Origin of the sequence: Streptomyces sp. NPDC049585, from assembly GCF_040675615.1 — a bacterium.
Lineage (GTDB): Bacteria > Actinomycetota > Actinomycetes > Streptomycetales > Streptomycetaceae > Streptomyces > Streptomyces luteosporeus.
Genome location: NZ_JBFAPE010000019.1, coordinates 82,409 through 95,839 on the forward strand (window position 1 = coordinate 82,409; position 13,431 = coordinate 95,839).

General features: G+C 72.3%; 13 protein-coding genes. 10 read left to right on the forward strand and 3 right to left on the reverse strand.

Annotation, left to right across the window (positions count from 1 at the left end):
* Position 1: 1 nt before the first annotated feature.
* Entirely contained in the window at positions 2–805 is an 804-nt protein-coding gene (locus tag AB0K17_RS20285) for a class I SAM-dependent methyltransferase (protein WP_365983754.1), read from the reverse strand.
* Between the two features lie 478 nt (positions 806–1,283).
* Between AB0K17_RS20285 and rpsA the strand changes: the two genes are divergently transcribed.
* From rpsA to AB0K17_RS20320, 7 genes are all read left to right on the forward strand, one after another.
* The gene (gene rpsA, locus AB0K17_RS20290) at positions 1,284–2,777 is read left to right on the forward strand and encodes a 30S ribosomal protein S1 (RefSeq protein WP_344437057.1); all 1,494 of its coding nucleotides are present in this window, start codon (positions 1,284–1,286) and stop codon (positions 2,775–2,777) included.
* 164 nt (positions 2,778–2,941) lie between these two features.
* The gene (locus tag AB0K17_RS20295) at positions 2,942–3,886 is read left to right on the forward strand and encodes a PAC2 family protein (RefSeq protein ID WP_365964864.1); all 945 of its coding nucleotides are present in this window, start codon (positions 2,942–2,944) and stop codon (positions 3,884–3,886) included.
* A gap of 24 nt (positions 3,887–3,910) precedes the next feature.
* Positions 3,911–4,522, forward strand: a complete 612-nt coding sequence (gene coaE / locus AB0K17_RS20300; protein ID WP_365983736.1) for a dephospho-CoA kinase — start codon at positions 3,911–3,913, stop codon at positions 4,520–4,522.
* A 217-nt stretch (positions 4,523–4,739) separates the two neighbouring features.
* Positions 4,740–5,321, forward strand: coding sequence for a hypothetical protein (locus AB0K17_RS20305; protein ID WP_365964862.1), 582 nt, complete (start codon positions 4,740–4,742; stop codon positions 5,319–5,321).
* 14 nt (positions 5,322–5,335) lie between these two features.
* Entirely contained in the window at positions 5,336–5,650 is a 315-nt protein-coding gene (locus tag AB0K17_RS20310; RefSeq protein WP_365983737.1) for a type VII secretion target, read from the forward strand.
* A 7-nt stretch (positions 5,651–5,657) separates the two neighbouring features.
* Positions 5,658–6,392, forward strand: a complete 735-nt coding sequence (locus AB0K17_RS20315) for a hypothetical protein (protein WP_365983738.1) — start codon at positions 5,658–5,660, stop codon at positions 6,390–6,392.
* A gap of 43 nt (positions 6,393–6,435) precedes the next feature.
* Positions 6,436–6,777, forward strand: coding sequence for a hypothetical protein (locus AB0K17_RS20320; RefSeq protein WP_365983739.1), 342 nt, complete (start codon positions 6,436–6,438; stop codon positions 6,775–6,777).
* Here the strand turns inward: AB0K17_RS20320 and AB0K17_RS20325 are convergent.
* Both AB0K17_RS20325 and AB0K17_RS20330 read right to left on the reverse strand, forming a co-directional pair.
* On the reverse strand, positions 6,744–7,013 hold the full coding sequence (locus AB0K17_RS20325) for a DUF6343 family protein (RefSeq protein WP_365964858.1): 270 nt from the start codon (positions 7,011–7,013) through the stop codon (positions 6,744–6,746). The genes AB0K17_RS20320 and AB0K17_RS20325 overlap by 34 nt on opposite strands.
* 80 nt (positions 7,014–7,093) lie before the next feature.
* Positions 7,094–8,023 (reverse strand): glycerophosphodiester phosphodiesterase family protein, encoded by a 930-nt coding sequence (locus tag AB0K17_RS20330; protein WP_365983740.1) that lies wholly within the window; start codon positions 8,021–8,023, stop codon positions 7,094–7,096.
* A gap of 245 nt (positions 8,024–8,268) precedes the next feature.
* On the opposite strand from AB0K17_RS20330, the gene uvrB reads away from it, so the two are divergent.
* The 3 genes from uvrB to AB0K17_RS20345 all read left to right on the forward strand — a co-directional run bounded on the left by uvrB (position 8,269) and on the right by AB0K17_RS20345 (position 13,356).
* Entirely contained in the window at positions 8,269–10,404 is a 2,136-nt protein-coding gene (gene uvrB / locus AB0K17_RS20335) for an excinuclease ABC subunit UvrB (RefSeq protein ID WP_365964856.1), read from the forward strand.
* 152 nt (positions 10,405–10,556) lie between these two features.
* Positions 10,557–11,135, forward strand: coding sequence for a TerD family protein (locus AB0K17_RS20340; protein WP_365964855.1), 579 nt, complete (start codon positions 10,557–10,559; stop codon positions 11,133–11,135).
* 178 nt (positions 11,136–11,313) lie between these two features.
* On the forward strand, positions 11,314–13,356 hold the full coding sequence (locus AB0K17_RS20345; protein WP_365983741.1) for a TerD family protein: 2,043 nt from the start codon (positions 11,314–11,316) through the stop codon (positions 13,354–13,356).
* Positions 13,357–13,431 lie beyond the last annotated feature (75 nt).

A 13,431-nucleotide genomic window follows, 5' to 3' on the forward strand; every position in this document is an offset into this window, starting at 1 on the left:
GTCAGTCGCGGGCGCAGACGAAGACGGCGGTGCCGGGGATCAGGTGTCCGCGCAGCGGGGACCAGCCGCCCCACTCCTGCTGGTTCCAGGCGGGCCACTCCGGCTCGACCAGGTCCAGCAGACGGAAGCCGGAGGTGACGACGTCGCGGACCCGGTCGCCGAGGGTGCGGTGGTGCTCGACGTAGACGGCCCGGCCCTCCTCGTCCTGTTCGACGTAGGGCGTGCGGTCGAAGTAGGAGGCGGACACGGACAGCCCCTCGGGCCCGGGCTCGTCGGGGAAGGCCCAGCGGATGGGGTGGGTGACGCTGAAGACCCAGCGTCCGCCGGGCCGCAGCACGCGGTGCACCTCGCGCATGACCCGCGCCGGGTCGGCGACGAAGGGCACGGCCCCGTAGGCGGAGCAGGCCAGGTCGAAGGAGGCGTCGGCGAACGGCAGGGCGCCGGCGTCGGCCTCGACGAGCGGGAAGTCCGCACCGATGCCCAGGGCGTGCTGGAGCTGGCGGTGGGAGAGGTCCAGGGCGACGGGCCGGGCGCCCTCGGCGGCCAGCCAGCGCGAGCACTGGGCGGCGCCGGCGCCGATCTCCAGCACGTCGCGGCCCGCGAGGGAGCCGGCGGGGCCGAGCAGGCGGGCGTCGGCCTCGTCCAGGCCCTCGGGGCCCCACACGAAGCGGTCGTCGCCCAGGAAGCCGCCGTGCTCGCTCTGGTACTCGTCGGCGTTGCGGTCCCACCAGCCGCGGCTGGCCCGGCTGCTCTCGGTCTCGCCCGTCTCCCGGCGCGTCGCCTCGGGCTCGTACTCTTGGATCATGTCGGTGGTCGCGTCCCCGGCCTCGGCTGTGTCGCTGTGCATGCTCTGCGGTGGTCCTGCCCTGGATGGTCGTACTCGGCTCGATCTTTGCAGGCTCGTGCCCGAACGTGACGCTACGGGGTGGTAGGGAGTCGGCGCGCGGTGCGTTCCCGTGTCCCGGGGGGCCCTCGTGGCCTCGCACAACCCGAGTTGTGCCGGATTTACGATGTTTCATCCCGGGTGGGCGCCTTCGCGCATTGACCGTGTCCGGCTGCCCCCGTATGCTACAAGTTGCGCTGCGGGCCTGCGCGCCTCAGACGGAGCAGGTCGCGCTCGCACTTGTTGTATGTCCCCTCGGTTTTCCGAGGCGCTCCCGGTGGTCTTCGGGCTCTTTGCGGAGAGTGCGCCTCCCAAAGCTGTCCGGCTTCGGCAGTGCGATACGGGCTCTCGGCGTAGCAGTACCTACGACTTCAATGTCCGTACCGGAGCCCTTTCCCACATGACGAGCAGCACCGAGACCACCGCCACCACTCCGCAGGTTGCGGTCAACGACATCGGTAACGAGGAAGCCTTCCTCGCCGCGATCGACGAGACGATCAAGTACTTCAACGACGGCGACATCGTCGACGGCGTCATCGTGAAGGTCGACCGGGACGAGGTCCTGCTCGACATCGGTTACAAGACCGAGGGTGTCATTCCCTCGCGCGAGCTCTCGATCAAGCACGACGTCGACCCGAACGAGGTCGTCAAGGTCGGCGACGAGATCGAGGCCCTGGTTCTCCAGAAGGAGGACAAGGAAGGCCGCCTGATCCTCTCGAAGAAGCGCGCCCAGTACGAGCGTGCCTGGGGCACCATCGAGAAGATCAAGGAAGAGGACGGCATCGTCACCGGTACCGTCATCGAGGTCGTCAAGGGTGGTCTCATCCTCGACATCGGCCTCCGTGGCTTCCTGCCGGCCTCCCTGGTCGAGATGCGTCGCGTCCGCGACCTCCAGCCCTACGTGGGCAAGGAGCTCGAGGCCAAGATCATCGAGCTGGACAAGAACCGCAACAACGTGGTCCTGTCCCGCCGCGCCTGGCTGGAGCAGACCCAGAGCGAGGTCCGCCAGACCTTCCTCACCACCCTGCAGAAGGGTCAGGTGCGCTCCGGCGTCGTCTCCTCCATCGTCAACTTCGGTGCCTTCGTGGACCTGGGTGGCGTCGACGGTCTCGTCCACGTCTCCGAGCTGTCCTGGAAGCACATCGACCACCCGTCCGAGGTTGTCGAGGTCGGCCAGGAGGTCACGGTCGAGGTCCTGGACGTCGACATGGACCGCGAGCGCGTCTCCCTGTCGCTCAAGGCGACCCAGGAGGACCCGTGGCAGCAGTTCGCCCGGACCCACCAGATCGGTCAGGTCGTCCCGGGTAAGGTCACCAAGCTCGTTCCGTTCGGTGCGTTCGTCCGCGTCGACGAGGGCATCGAGGGCCTGGTCCACATCTCCGAGCTGGCCGAGCGCCACGTGGAGATCCCGGAGCAGGTCGTCCAGGTCAACGACGAGATCTTCGTCAAGGTCATCGACATCGACCTCGAGCGCCGTCGCATCAGCCTCTCGCTGAAGCAGGCCAACGAGTCCTTCGGTGCCGACCCGTCCGTGGTCGAGTTCGACCCGACCCTGTACGGCATGGCCGCGTCCTACGACGACCAGGGCAACTACATCTACCCCGAGGGCTTCGACCCCGAGGCCAACGACTGGCTGCCGGGCTACGAGAAGCAGCGCGAGGAGTGGGAGCGCCAGTACGCCGAGGCGCAGGCCCGCTTCGAGCAGCACCAGCAGCAGGTCATCAAGTCCCGCGAGGCGGACGCCGAGGCTGCCGCCGCCGGCGACCAGGCCGCTGCCCAGGCCGCTCCGGCCGGTGGCTCGTACTCCTCCGAGTCGGCCGACACCTCCGGTGCCCTGGCGTCGGACGAGGCGCTGGCCGCCCTCCGCGAGAAGCTCGCCGGCGGCCAGAGCTGAGGCTCGACACCGCAGGCAGCTGACCGCAGCTGACTGATGTAAGGCCCGCTCTCCTTGGAGAGCGGGCCTTACTCATATCCGTAACCCTCCTGTGCGGCCGCCCGGGAATGCCCCGGGTCGTCAAATGCGTTCCCCCGTACGGAACATGAGGAGGAACGGTCACTGTGTTGGATCCGCAGGGTTTGTACGAATGGGAGCCCAAGGGGCTCGCCGTGGCCGACCTGGCCCTTGCCCAGGACTCGGCCGGTCTGGTCATGCTCTACCACTTCGACGGGTACATCGACGCGGGGGAGACCGGTGACCTGATCGTCAGGCACCTCCTCGACGGCCTGCCGCACCAGGTCGTCGCCCGCTTCGACCACGACCGGCTCATCGACTACCGCGCCCGGCGCCCGCTGCTGACCTTCCGGCGCGACCGCTGGACGGAGTACGAGACGCCCCGGCTCGAACTGCACCTGGTGCAGGACGCCACCGGCGCCCCGTTCCTGCTGCTCGCCGGGCCCGAGCCGGACGTGGAGTGGGAGCGCTTCGCCGTCGCCGTCCGCGAGATCGTCGAGCGGCTGCGGGTGCGCCTGGCCGTCAACTTCCACGGCATCCCCATGGGCGTCCCCCACACCCGCCCCGTCGGCATCACGCCGCACGGCAACCGCACCGACCTGACGCCCGGCCACCGCAGCTACTTCGACGAGGCCCAGGTGCCCGGCAGCGCGGAGGCGCTCGTGGAGTACCGGCTGGCCCAGGCCGGCCACGACGTCCTCGGGGTCGCCGCCCACGTGCCGCACTACGTCGCCCGCTCCGCCTACCCCGACGCGGCGCTGACCGTGCTGGAGGCCGTCACGGCCGCCACCGGGCTCGTCCTGCCCGGCATCGCGCACGCCCTGCGCAGCGCGGCCCACCGCACGCAGGAGGAGATCGAGCACCAGCTCGCCCGGGGCGACGAGGAGCTGGTCTCCCTGGTGCGCGGCCTTGAGCACCAGTACGACGCCGTGGCCGGCGCCGAGACCCGCGGCAACCTCGTCGCCGAACCCGCCGAGCTGCCCTCCGCCGAGGAGATCGGCGCCGAGTTCGAGCGCTTCCTGGCCGACAGGGAGGGCGACAGCGGCCACTGACCGCCCGCCCGATAGCGTGGGCCCATGCTGAAAGTGGGCCTGACGGGCGGAATCGGTGCCGGCAAGAGCGAGGTCTCGCGGCTCCTCGCCGCGTACGGAGCGGTGATCGTCGACTCCGACAGGATCGCCCGGGAGGTGGTGGAGCCGGGGACGCCCGGACTGGCGGCCGTCGCCGCCGAGTTCGGCCCCGGCGTCCTGACCCCCGAGGGCGCCCTCGACCGGCCCCGGCTCGGCGCCGTCGTCTTCAACGACCCCGACCGGCTCGCCGCCCTGAACGCGATCGTGCACCCCCTCGTCAGGGCCCGCTCCGCCGAACTCGAAGCCGCCGCCGGGCCGGACGCCGTCGTCGTCCACGACGTGCCGCTGCTCGCCGAGAACGGGCTGGCCCCGCTGTACGACCTGGTGGTGGTCGTCGACGCGAGCACCGACACCCGGCTGGAGCGCCTGGTGCGGCTGCGCGGCATGACCCCCGACGAGGCCCGCGCCCGCATGGCCGCCCAGGCCACCCGCGCACAGCGGCTGGCCGTGGCCGACGTCGTCCTCACCAACGACGGTCCTCTCGACGCGCTCGAACCCCAGGTGCGGGCCCTGTGGGAGCAGTTGCGGGAGCAGGCCGCACACGGCACCGAGGATTGATCGGTTCGTCCTATCGGGTGGTGCTCGCCGTGACCCGCCGGGCACCGACCCACCCCGCCGAGGCCTTGTCGTACAAGCATCCCGGCGGCCTCGGACGAGCGCCACGGGCGGCCCAGCGCCCGTCGTGGCGCCCGTGCGCGTCCCTTCCCCCTCGGTAACGTGACGCCCCTCGCACGGCAACAGCGGCCCACCGGCCGGTTCTTCGAGGGGAGTGCCCATGGCCACGCCGGAACTGCTGGGGGCCGGTCCCTTCGCGCCCCCGCCCGCGCGCACCCTCAAGGCGCGCCTCGGCGGCGTGTGCGTCGTCCTGCTGGGGATCTACCTCATGGACGGCGCCCTCACCAACGCCTGGTGGGCCGCCGGATACGCCGAGCACCAGGGCATGCTGACGGTCCGCCACTGCCACGTCGAGCACACCGGGCACTCCGGTGACGAGCAGAACGTCTGCGAGGGCGTCTTCCACCCCTCCGACGGCGGACCCGCCCGCGTCGACGCCGCGCTGAACGGCTCGTACGTGCCCGGCGAACGCGTCAAGGTCTACCGCGACGACGCCCGCTACGCGCCCGTGAGCCTGCGGTCCTGCTGGGGCTGGCTGTTCTTCTTCTTCCTCCTGCTGCTGATCGCCACGTACGGCGTCGTGGTGACCGCGGTCGGATTCAGCCCCAAGGACTCCGGCCGGCGCACCGCCGCCCGCGAGCGGCTGCGGGGGACCGTCCTGGCCGCCCCCGTCATCTGGCTGCTGCGCCTGGGCGGCGCCGGTGCGGTGGTGTGCTTCCTGCTGGCCTGCGTGGTGCCATGAGTGAGGGGGAGTCCGTGCGACTGAAGGTGGACGCGCAGCAGCTGGCGGAGTTCGCGGGGCAGGTGCAGCGGGGTGCGGAGGACACCGGCGCGATGCTGCAGTACCTCTCGCGGTTCGGCCACCTGACCGGCCCCCAGGGCGGACTGCTGTCGATTGCCGCCGGAGGGCACGAGACCGTGCGCGGCACCGTCCACGGCGCGCTGCAGCGGCTGGAGGTCGTCCTGCGCGAATCCGCGCGGGAACTGCACGCCGCGGCCGCGTACTACCGCCGGACCGACGCGGGCGTCGCCGCCGACATGGACGCCTCCTACGCCACGGCACGGCGCTGACGGCCCGATGAGCTTCCACGACGTCGCATCCCCCACGGCCCCGCTGACGCCGCCGCACAAGCCCGCCGGGTTCGTCGACCCGCTCCACGCCGTCAACGCCGTGGGTGATGTGCTCAGCCCCACGGGCTGGCTCGTCAAACTCGCCGAACTCGTGCTCGGCGAGGACCCCGTCGAATGGCTGGAGGCGCACCTGGCCGGGGACTGGGAGAGTTTCGCCCGCTGCGCCGAGACCTGGCACAACCTCGCCCGGGCCACCGACGCCCTCGCCCGCAACATCGGCTCCGGCACCGCGGGCAGCGAGAGCGTGTGGGAGGGCAACGCGGCCGATGCCGCGCGCACCTACTTCACCGTCCTGCGCACCCACCTCGAAGGGATCCGCGACGAACTGCACGCCGTGGGCGAGGAGTACCTCGTCATCTCCCGCTCGGTCTGCGCCACCGGCCAGGCCGTCGGCGAGGGCCTGTCCCTGCTGATGGACGCGCTGATCACCGGCGCCCTCGCGGCAGCCGTCGGCACGGTCTCGGGATGGACCGGCTGGGGCGCCGCGATGGGCTACGCGCTCGGGGCCGCCGAGGCCCGGGTCGCGCTGAAGGAGTGGGAGCGCATCACCGCACTGGTCAACGCCGCACAAGTGGTCATGAACACCAGCTGCGCGGTGATCGGCAGATCGGGCGGTGAGATCGCGGCACGGCTGGGCACCTTCCCGCTGCCGCGCACGGGATACGACCACCCGGCGGTCTGACGGCGCACGGGAGAACACGGCGCACGGGAGAACAGGGGCAACCATGGCCGAAGGCGACGTCACCCCGGAGGAGTTCGTCACCCCCGGACGCGACAAGGCACGCGCCCGCGTGGTCCACGACGCGCTCAGGCAGCTCGCGACGGGCGGTGCCGGCGACGTCCTGCAGGAGATGGCCCGCGAGGTGCTCGCCGGCCGTACGGGGCTGCGCGAGGCCCTGCAGGTCGGCGCGTACGCCGATGCCCTGATGGAGCGGTTCGTCCAGGCAAGGGCCGCCTGGGAACGCCTGCCGGAGCAGGAGCGCGAAGCCCACGCCGAGCAGGCCCGCCGCTACCTCGCCGGGGGCGGCACCCCTTACGGGCCGCCGGAACGGGGCGGCGGTTCGTAGGGCGGAACGTCCGGACCCGGCTGGTAGTGCGGGCCCTGCCGGATGTGCCGCACGATCACACAGATGTCCACCACGCTGACCGCGGCCACCACCGCGCAGGCCACCGCCCAGCCCACTCGCCCGGCCAGCGCGAAGGCGGCGGTACCGGCCGCCGTGCACACCAGCCCGAAGGCGGCCAGCCCCAGGCGCAGCCGCAGCGGGCTGCGCGCCGTGACGGGTTCGTTGCCGCTGCGCATGCGCGTCACCTCCCGTACTCCAGGTTCCCGGCTCGGGGATCCCGGTTCCAGGATCCCGCCGCAGGGCCGGGGGTGTCGGCTCAGGTGGCCGGGTCCGCCAGGAACGAGGGGTCGTCCGCCTCGTCGGCGAGGGCGTCGGCGATCGTGTGGGCGGCGTTGCTGATGATGCCGTCCACGCCCAGGCGTGCGAGGGCGACGGCGTCGTCGCCGTCGTCCACGGTCCAGGCGCAGACCTCCAGCGGGCGCCCGTGCGGGCCCTTCAGGGCGTGCACGGCTCGTACCCACTCCGCGGTGACCTTGGCGTGGTCGGGGTTGATCTGGTCGGCGAAGGCGGCGTAGGAGCGCAGCTCGGGGGCCTGGGGAGCACCGAGGAAGCCCTTCTTGATGTCGGGTCGCAGCGCGTGCAGCGTCTTCAGGGACGCCGCATTGAAGCTCTGGACGACGAGCCGGTCGGCGACGTGGTCGCCGTCCAGCCAGCCCGCGCGGTCCAGCTCGCTCGTCAGTTGCCGTTCGATGCCCGGGTAGAGCTCGGGGGCCTTGACCTCCAGCAGCAGCTTCTGCCGGTTGTGGTCGACCCGCCGCAGGTAGGCGGCGAGGGTGGGCACCCGTTCGCCGGCGAAGCGGCGGTCGTACCAGCTGCCGGCGTCCAGCGTGCCGATCTCGGCGAGCGTGAAATCGGCGACCTTCCACGGAGCGCGCCCCGGGTAGCGCTGTTCGACGTCGGTGGTCCGGGCCAGGGTGGTGTCGTGCAGGACGATCAGGGCGCCGTCCTTGGTGCGCTGGACGTCGTTCTCCACCCACTCGGTGCCCAGTTCGGCGGCTCTGTCGATGGAGGCCAGGGTGTTCTCGGGCGCCTCGGACGGTACGCCGCGGTGGCCGATGGCGACGGGGAGCGGGGCGCGCCCGGCGGCGCCCGGGGCCGGGGCCGCGGAGGTCGCGGCGGGGGCGAGCGCGGCGAGGGACAGGCCGACGAGCGTGCCGGTCACGGCGGCGAGGGGACGGATGCGCATGGGGGCTCCTTGCGGCGTCCGGGCCGGGCGCGGCGGTGACGCACCCGGGGTCGTGTACGGAACGTCGTACGGGGTGCACGGAAAGTCGTACACGCAACACCTACGTGATCGCGACCGTCCCGGCACCCCGGAACGGTGACCCTTTGCCGTCTCTTCGCCCTGTGTTCGCCGGGGAACGGCCGTGGCGGGGCGGGCCGCGCGAGGGAGACGAGCACGTTGTCAGTGGTGGGCCGTACGGTGGTCTCATGCGGCCCGTATCCCAGATCGAACGCAAGGTGGCGCCTTTCGAGGTCGTCAGCCCCTACCGCCCCAGCGGTGACCAGCCGGCGGCCATCGCGGAGCTGGAGCGGCGCATCCGCGCCGGCGAGAAGGACGTCGTCCTGCTCGGCGCGACCGGCACCGGCAAGTCGGCGACCACGGCGTGGATGATCGAGAAGCTGCAGCGGCCGACGCTCGTGATGGCACCGAACAAGACGCTCGCGGCCCAGCTCGCCAACGAGTTCCGCGAGCTGCTGCCCAACAACGCCGTCGAGTACTTCGTCTCGTACTACGACTACTACCAGCCCGAGGCGTACGTCCCGCAGTCGGACACCTACATCGAGAAGGACTCCTCGATCAACGAGGAGGTCGAGCGGCTGCGGCACTCCGCGACGAATTCCCTGCTCACCCGGCGCGACGTCGTGGTGGTGGCGTCGGTGTCCTGCATCTACGGCCTGGGCACGCCCCAGGAGTACGTCGACCGCATGGTGCCGCTCAAGGTCGGCCAGGAGATCGACCGCGACCAGCTGCTGCGGCGGTTCGTGGAGATCCAGTACACGCGCAACGACCTCGCCTTCACCCGCGGCACCTTCCGGGTGCGCGGCGACACCATCGAGATCTTCCCGGTCTACGAGGAGCTCGCCGTCCGCATCGAGATGTTCGGCGACGAGATCGAGGCCCTGTCGACCCTGCACCCGCTCACCGGCGAGGTCATCTCCGACGACCAGGAGCTGTACGTCTTCCCCGCCAGCCACTACATCGCGGGCCCCGAGCGCATGGAGAAGGCGATCTCCGGCATCGAGGCGGAGCTGGAGGCACGCCTGGCCCAGCTGGAGAAGCAGGGCAAGCTGCTGGAGGCCCAGCGGCTGCGCATGCGCACCACCTACGACATCGAGATGATGCGCCAGGTCGGCTCCTGCTCCGGCATCGAGAACTACTCGCTGCACATGGACGACCGGGAGCCGGGCTCCCCGCCGAACACCCTCCTCGACTACTTCCCCGAGGACTTCCTCCTCGTCATCGACGAGTCGCACGTCACCGTGCCGCAGATCGGTGCCATGTACGAGGGCGACGCCTCCCGCAAGCGCACCCTCGTCGAGCACGGCTTCCGGCTGCCGTCGGCGATGGACAACCGCCCACTGAAGTGGGAGGAGTTCACCGAGCGCATCGGGCAGACAGTCTACCTGTCGGCCACCCCCGGGCCGTACGAGCTCTCGCGCGGCGACGGGTTCGTGGAGCAGATCATCCGCCCCACCGGTCTGGTCGACCCGGAGGTCGTGGTCAAGCCCACCGAGGGCCAGATCGACGACCTGGTTCACGAGATCCGCAAGCGCACCGAGCGCGACGAGCGCGTCCTGGTGACCACCTTGACCAAGAAGATGGCCGAGGACCTCACCGACTACTTCCTGGAGCTGGGCATCGCCGTGCGCTACCTGCACAGCGACGTCGACACGCTGCGCCGGGTCGAGCTGCTGCGCGAGCTGCGCGCCGGCGAGTTCGACGTGCTCGTCGGCATCAACCTGCTGCGCGAGGGCCTCGACCTGCCCGAGGTGTCGCTGGTGGCCATCCTGGACGCCGACAAGGAGGGCTTCCTGCGCTCGGGCACCTCCCTGATCCAGACCATCGGCCGCGCGGCGCGCAACGTCTCGGGCCAGGTGCACATGTACGCGGACAAGGTCACGCCGGCGATGGAGAAGGCCATCGACGAGACCAACCGCCGCCGCGAGAAGCAGGTCGCGTACAACAAGGCCAACGGCATCGACCCGCAGCCGCTGCGCAAGAAGATCGGCGACATCGTGGCGACCCTCGCGCGCGAGGAGCTCGACACCGAGGAGCTGCTGAACACCGGCTACCGCCAGGCGCCCGCGGGCAAGGGCAAGGGCAAGGCCCCGACCCCCGCCAAGGGCAGGGCCAAGGCCGCCGCGAAGGCCGGCGCCAAGGACAAGGCGGAGGTGCTCACCGACCGGCCCGCCGCCGAACTCGCGCAGACCATCGAGGAGCTGACCGACCGCATGCGGGCCGCGGCGGCGGAGCTGCAGTTCGAGGTCGCGGCACGACTGCGCGACGAGGTGGGCGAGTTGAAGAAGGAGCTGCGGCAGATGCGGGAGGCCGGGATCGCCTGAGCGGCCGGCCCGCGTCACGGGCGCGTGTTGCAAGACCGCCACAAACCCACTGGGGGGTGTCGGAGCACTCCCCGGTTGTGCGTAGGGTCGTTCACGAGGACCGCGCGGACGTGCGGTCACGGGGGAAAGAACGAACGAGAGAGGGACTGCGCGTGACGGTCAACTTGTCCAAGGGCCAGGGCATCAGCCTGCAGAAGGCCGACGGGGGCACCCTGACCGCGGTGCGGATGGGGCTGGGCTGGCAGGCGGCCCCCCGCCGTGGCCTGTTCGGTAGGCGGACGAACGAGATCGACCTCGACGCCTCGGCGGTGCTCTTCGCCGACAAGCAGCCGGTCGACGTGGCCTTCTTCCAGCAGCTGGTCAGCAAGGACGGCTCGGTGCGCCACACCGGCGACAACCTCGTCGGCGGCGCGGGCCAGGGCGGCGACGACGAGTCCATCCTCGTCGACCTGCAGCGCGTCCCCGTGCACGTCAACCAGATCGTCTTCACGGTGAACTCCTTCACCGGCCAGACCTTCTCCGAGGTCCAGAACGCCTTCTGCCGGCTGGTCGACGAGACCACCGGCCAGGAGCTGGCCCGCTACACCCTCGACGGCGGCGGCCCGTACACGGCGCAGATCATGGCCAAGGTCCACCGGGTCGGCAACGGCTGGCAGATGACCGCCATCGGCACCCCGGCCAACGGCCGCACCTTCCAGGACCTGCTCGCGGAGATCCAGGCCGTCCTGTGACACCCCGGCCGGCCCCGCGGCGCGGGGCCGGCACGGCGAGAAGCACCCGGGCCCGGCGGAGCGCCATCCGCCGGGCCCGTCGCACAATGGGCGCGATCATGCACGGGCGCAGACCCGGGCATGGGCACGAAAGCAAGCACGACGAGGCGCGCCGGGCGCGCAAGGGGGACGAGCGGCGATGACGGCCGAGCTGGTGCGGGGCCAGAACCACCCGCTGACCGGGAGCCGACTGCAGGTCCGCATCTCGGCGGGTCACCCGGTGATGGCCGCGGCGGCCCTCACCGGCGAGGACGGCACGGTGCCCGGCCCCGAGTGGGTCGCCCACCCGGGATCGCCCCGCCTGCCCGGCGCCGAGGTGCCCGGCCGTGCCGCGGCCGAGCACGTGCTGACGGTCGACCTGGACGCCGTCCCGGCGGCCGCGCACCGGCTGGGCGTGCTGCTGGCCCTCGTCCCGCGGACGGCCGGGCCCACGCGCTTCGGCGCACTGGCCGCGCCGTACGTCGCCGTCGCCACCGAGGGCGGCGAGGAGATCGCCGGCTACACCGTCACCGGCCTGGACGCCGAGACGGCGGTCGTCGCCGTGGAGCTCTACCGCAGACAGGGCGCCTGGAAGGTGCGCGCGGTGGGCCAGGGCTACGCGGAGGGCCTGGCGGCCCTCCTGCGCGACCACGGCCTGCCCGGGGCCGCCGAGGCCGCGGCGGCCGCGGAGCGGGCGCTGGCGGGACCCTCCGAGGCCGCGGAGGCCGCGGCGGCGGTGCCGTCCGCGGCGGGTGAGCGGGAGGCGACGACGGCCGCCGTGCCGTCCGGGCCCGCGGCCGACGCGGCGGGGGCGGCCGACGGCCCCGCCGTCCGGGAGGCGGCCGGCCCCGCGCCGGCCGGTGACGGGGCGGCTGCAACCGTCCCGACCAGCCGCGAGGCAGCGGCCGAGGGCGCCTCGGGCGCTTCCTCGGGACCCATCAGTTACCGGCACCCGGGTCGCCGCGGCACGTCCGCCGCGGCCGCCGCCACGGCGGGAACGTCGTCCGCCGCGCCGTCCGCCGCACTGCCGCCCGGGACGGTGCCCGAGGGCGGCCACGCCGAGCGCAGCGGTCCCGTCGCCGGGGACGCCACCGGGTGGTCGATGGACGAGCGGCTCTACAACCAGGTCCGGGGCATGTTCGAGGACCTGGCCCGGGCCGTCGCGGCCTACCGCAGCGCGGTCGACTTCGCCGAGTCGCGCCTGGACCGGGAGCTGGACCAGGTGCTGACGGATCCGGCCACCCGGGTCGGGCCGGCGGCCGACGCGGCGCGGCAGGAGGCCCGCGACCGGCACCGGCAGCTGGTCGAGCAGGCGAGGGCCGTCCTCGACCGGGACCTCGCCCAGCTCGCCGAGGAGGCCGAGGTCGTCGAGCACGCCCTGCCGCCGTCGTGCGCCCGCTGGGACCACCCCGTCTGGCAGGGCTACCAGGTGCCGCTGGAGCGGCCGCTGGCGCTGCGGCTGGGTGACGTCCACCTGCCCGAACGCACGGACCTGCGCATCCCGCTGCTGGTGCGGCTGCCGCTGGAACGGGGCCTGTGGGTGGACGCCGGCCGGCCCGCCGGCGGCCCCGGGGCGGGCCTGTGGGACCCGGCGGAGCTGCGCGCCTCCGCCGCGGCCTGCGCGGTGAACCTCGCGGTGCGGCTGCTGGCCGTCCATCCCGTCGGCGACTGCGCGCTGCACGTCATCGACCCGGCGGGCGCGGCCGGTACGGCGCTGGCCCCGCTGCTGGAGTCGGGGGCGCTGCGCGAGGCGCCGGCGGCCGGGGCGCGGGGTGTGAGCGGGACGCTGGAGCGGCTGACGCGCCGCGTCGACCTGGTGCAGATGGCCGTGCGCAACCGCGCGCTGGATTCGCTGCCCGACGACGTCGACACCGGGGAGCAGGTGCTGCTGGTCAACGACTTCCCGCACGGTTTCGACGACCGGGCCGTCACCCAGCTGCGGTACCTGGTGGACGAGGGCCCGTCGGTGGGCGTGCACGTGGTGCTGGTCGCCGACCGGGACGACGCGCGGGCGTACGGGCCGGTGCTCGATCCGCTGTGGCGGTCCCTGCTGAGGCTCACCCCGGTGCCGGACGACCACCTGGCCGACCCGTGGGTGGGGCACGCCTGGACGTACGAGCCGCCGGTGGTACCGCCGGGCAGCGACGTGGTCCGCGACGTGCTGCGGAAGGTGGGCCAGTCGCGCCGGGCGTACGGCATCTGACGCCCCGACCTGGTCTTTTGGGTTTCTCTTTACTTTCCTTTGGGGTTTCCTGTACTGTTCTCGGAGTTGCCGTAC

What these genes read in the sequence shown, in the direction of transcription:
- AB0K17_RS20330 (WP_365983740.1), bottom strand. Translation starts at nt 8,023, where the DNA reads ATGCGCATCCGTCCCCTCGCCGCCGTGACCGGCACGCTCGTCGGCCTG.
- coaE (WP_365983736.1), top strand. Translation starts at nt 3,911, where the DNA reads ATGCTGAAAGTGGGCCTGACGGGCGGAATCGGTGCCGGCAAGAGCGAG.
- AB0K17_RS20315 (WP_365983738.1), top strand. Translation starts at nt 5,658, where the DNA reads ATGAGCTTCCACGACGTCGCATCCCCCACGGCCCCGCTGACGCCGCCG.
- rpsA (WP_344437057.1), top strand. Translation starts at nt 1,284, where the DNA reads ATGACGAGCAGCACCGAGACCACCGCCACCACTCCGCAGGTTGCGGTC.
- AB0K17_RS20320 (WP_365983739.1), top strand. Translation starts at nt 6,436, where the DNA reads ATGGCCGAAGGCGACGTCACCCCGGAGGAGTTCGTCACCCCCGGACGC.
- AB0K17_RS20345 (WP_365983741.1), top strand. Translation starts at nt 11,314, where the DNA reads ATGACGGCCGAGCTGGTGCGGGGCCAGAACCACCCGCTGACCGGGAGC.
- AB0K17_RS20285 (WP_365983754.1), bottom strand. Translation starts at nt 805, where the DNA reads ATGATCCAAGAGTACGAGCCCGAGGCGACGCGCCGGGAGACGGGCGAG.
- uvrB (WP_365964856.1), top strand. Translation starts at nt 8,269, where the DNA reads ATGCGGCCCGTATCCCAGATCGAACGCAAGGTGGCGCCTTTCGAGGTC.
- AB0K17_RS20325 (WP_365964858.1), bottom strand. Translation starts at nt 7,013, where the DNA reads ATGCGCAGCGGCAACGAACCCGTCACGGCGCGCAGCCCGCTGCGGCTG.
- AB0K17_RS20305 (WP_365964862.1), top strand. Translation starts at nt 4,740, where the DNA reads ATGGCCACGCCGGAACTGCTGGGGGCCGGTCCCTTCGCGCCCCCGCCC.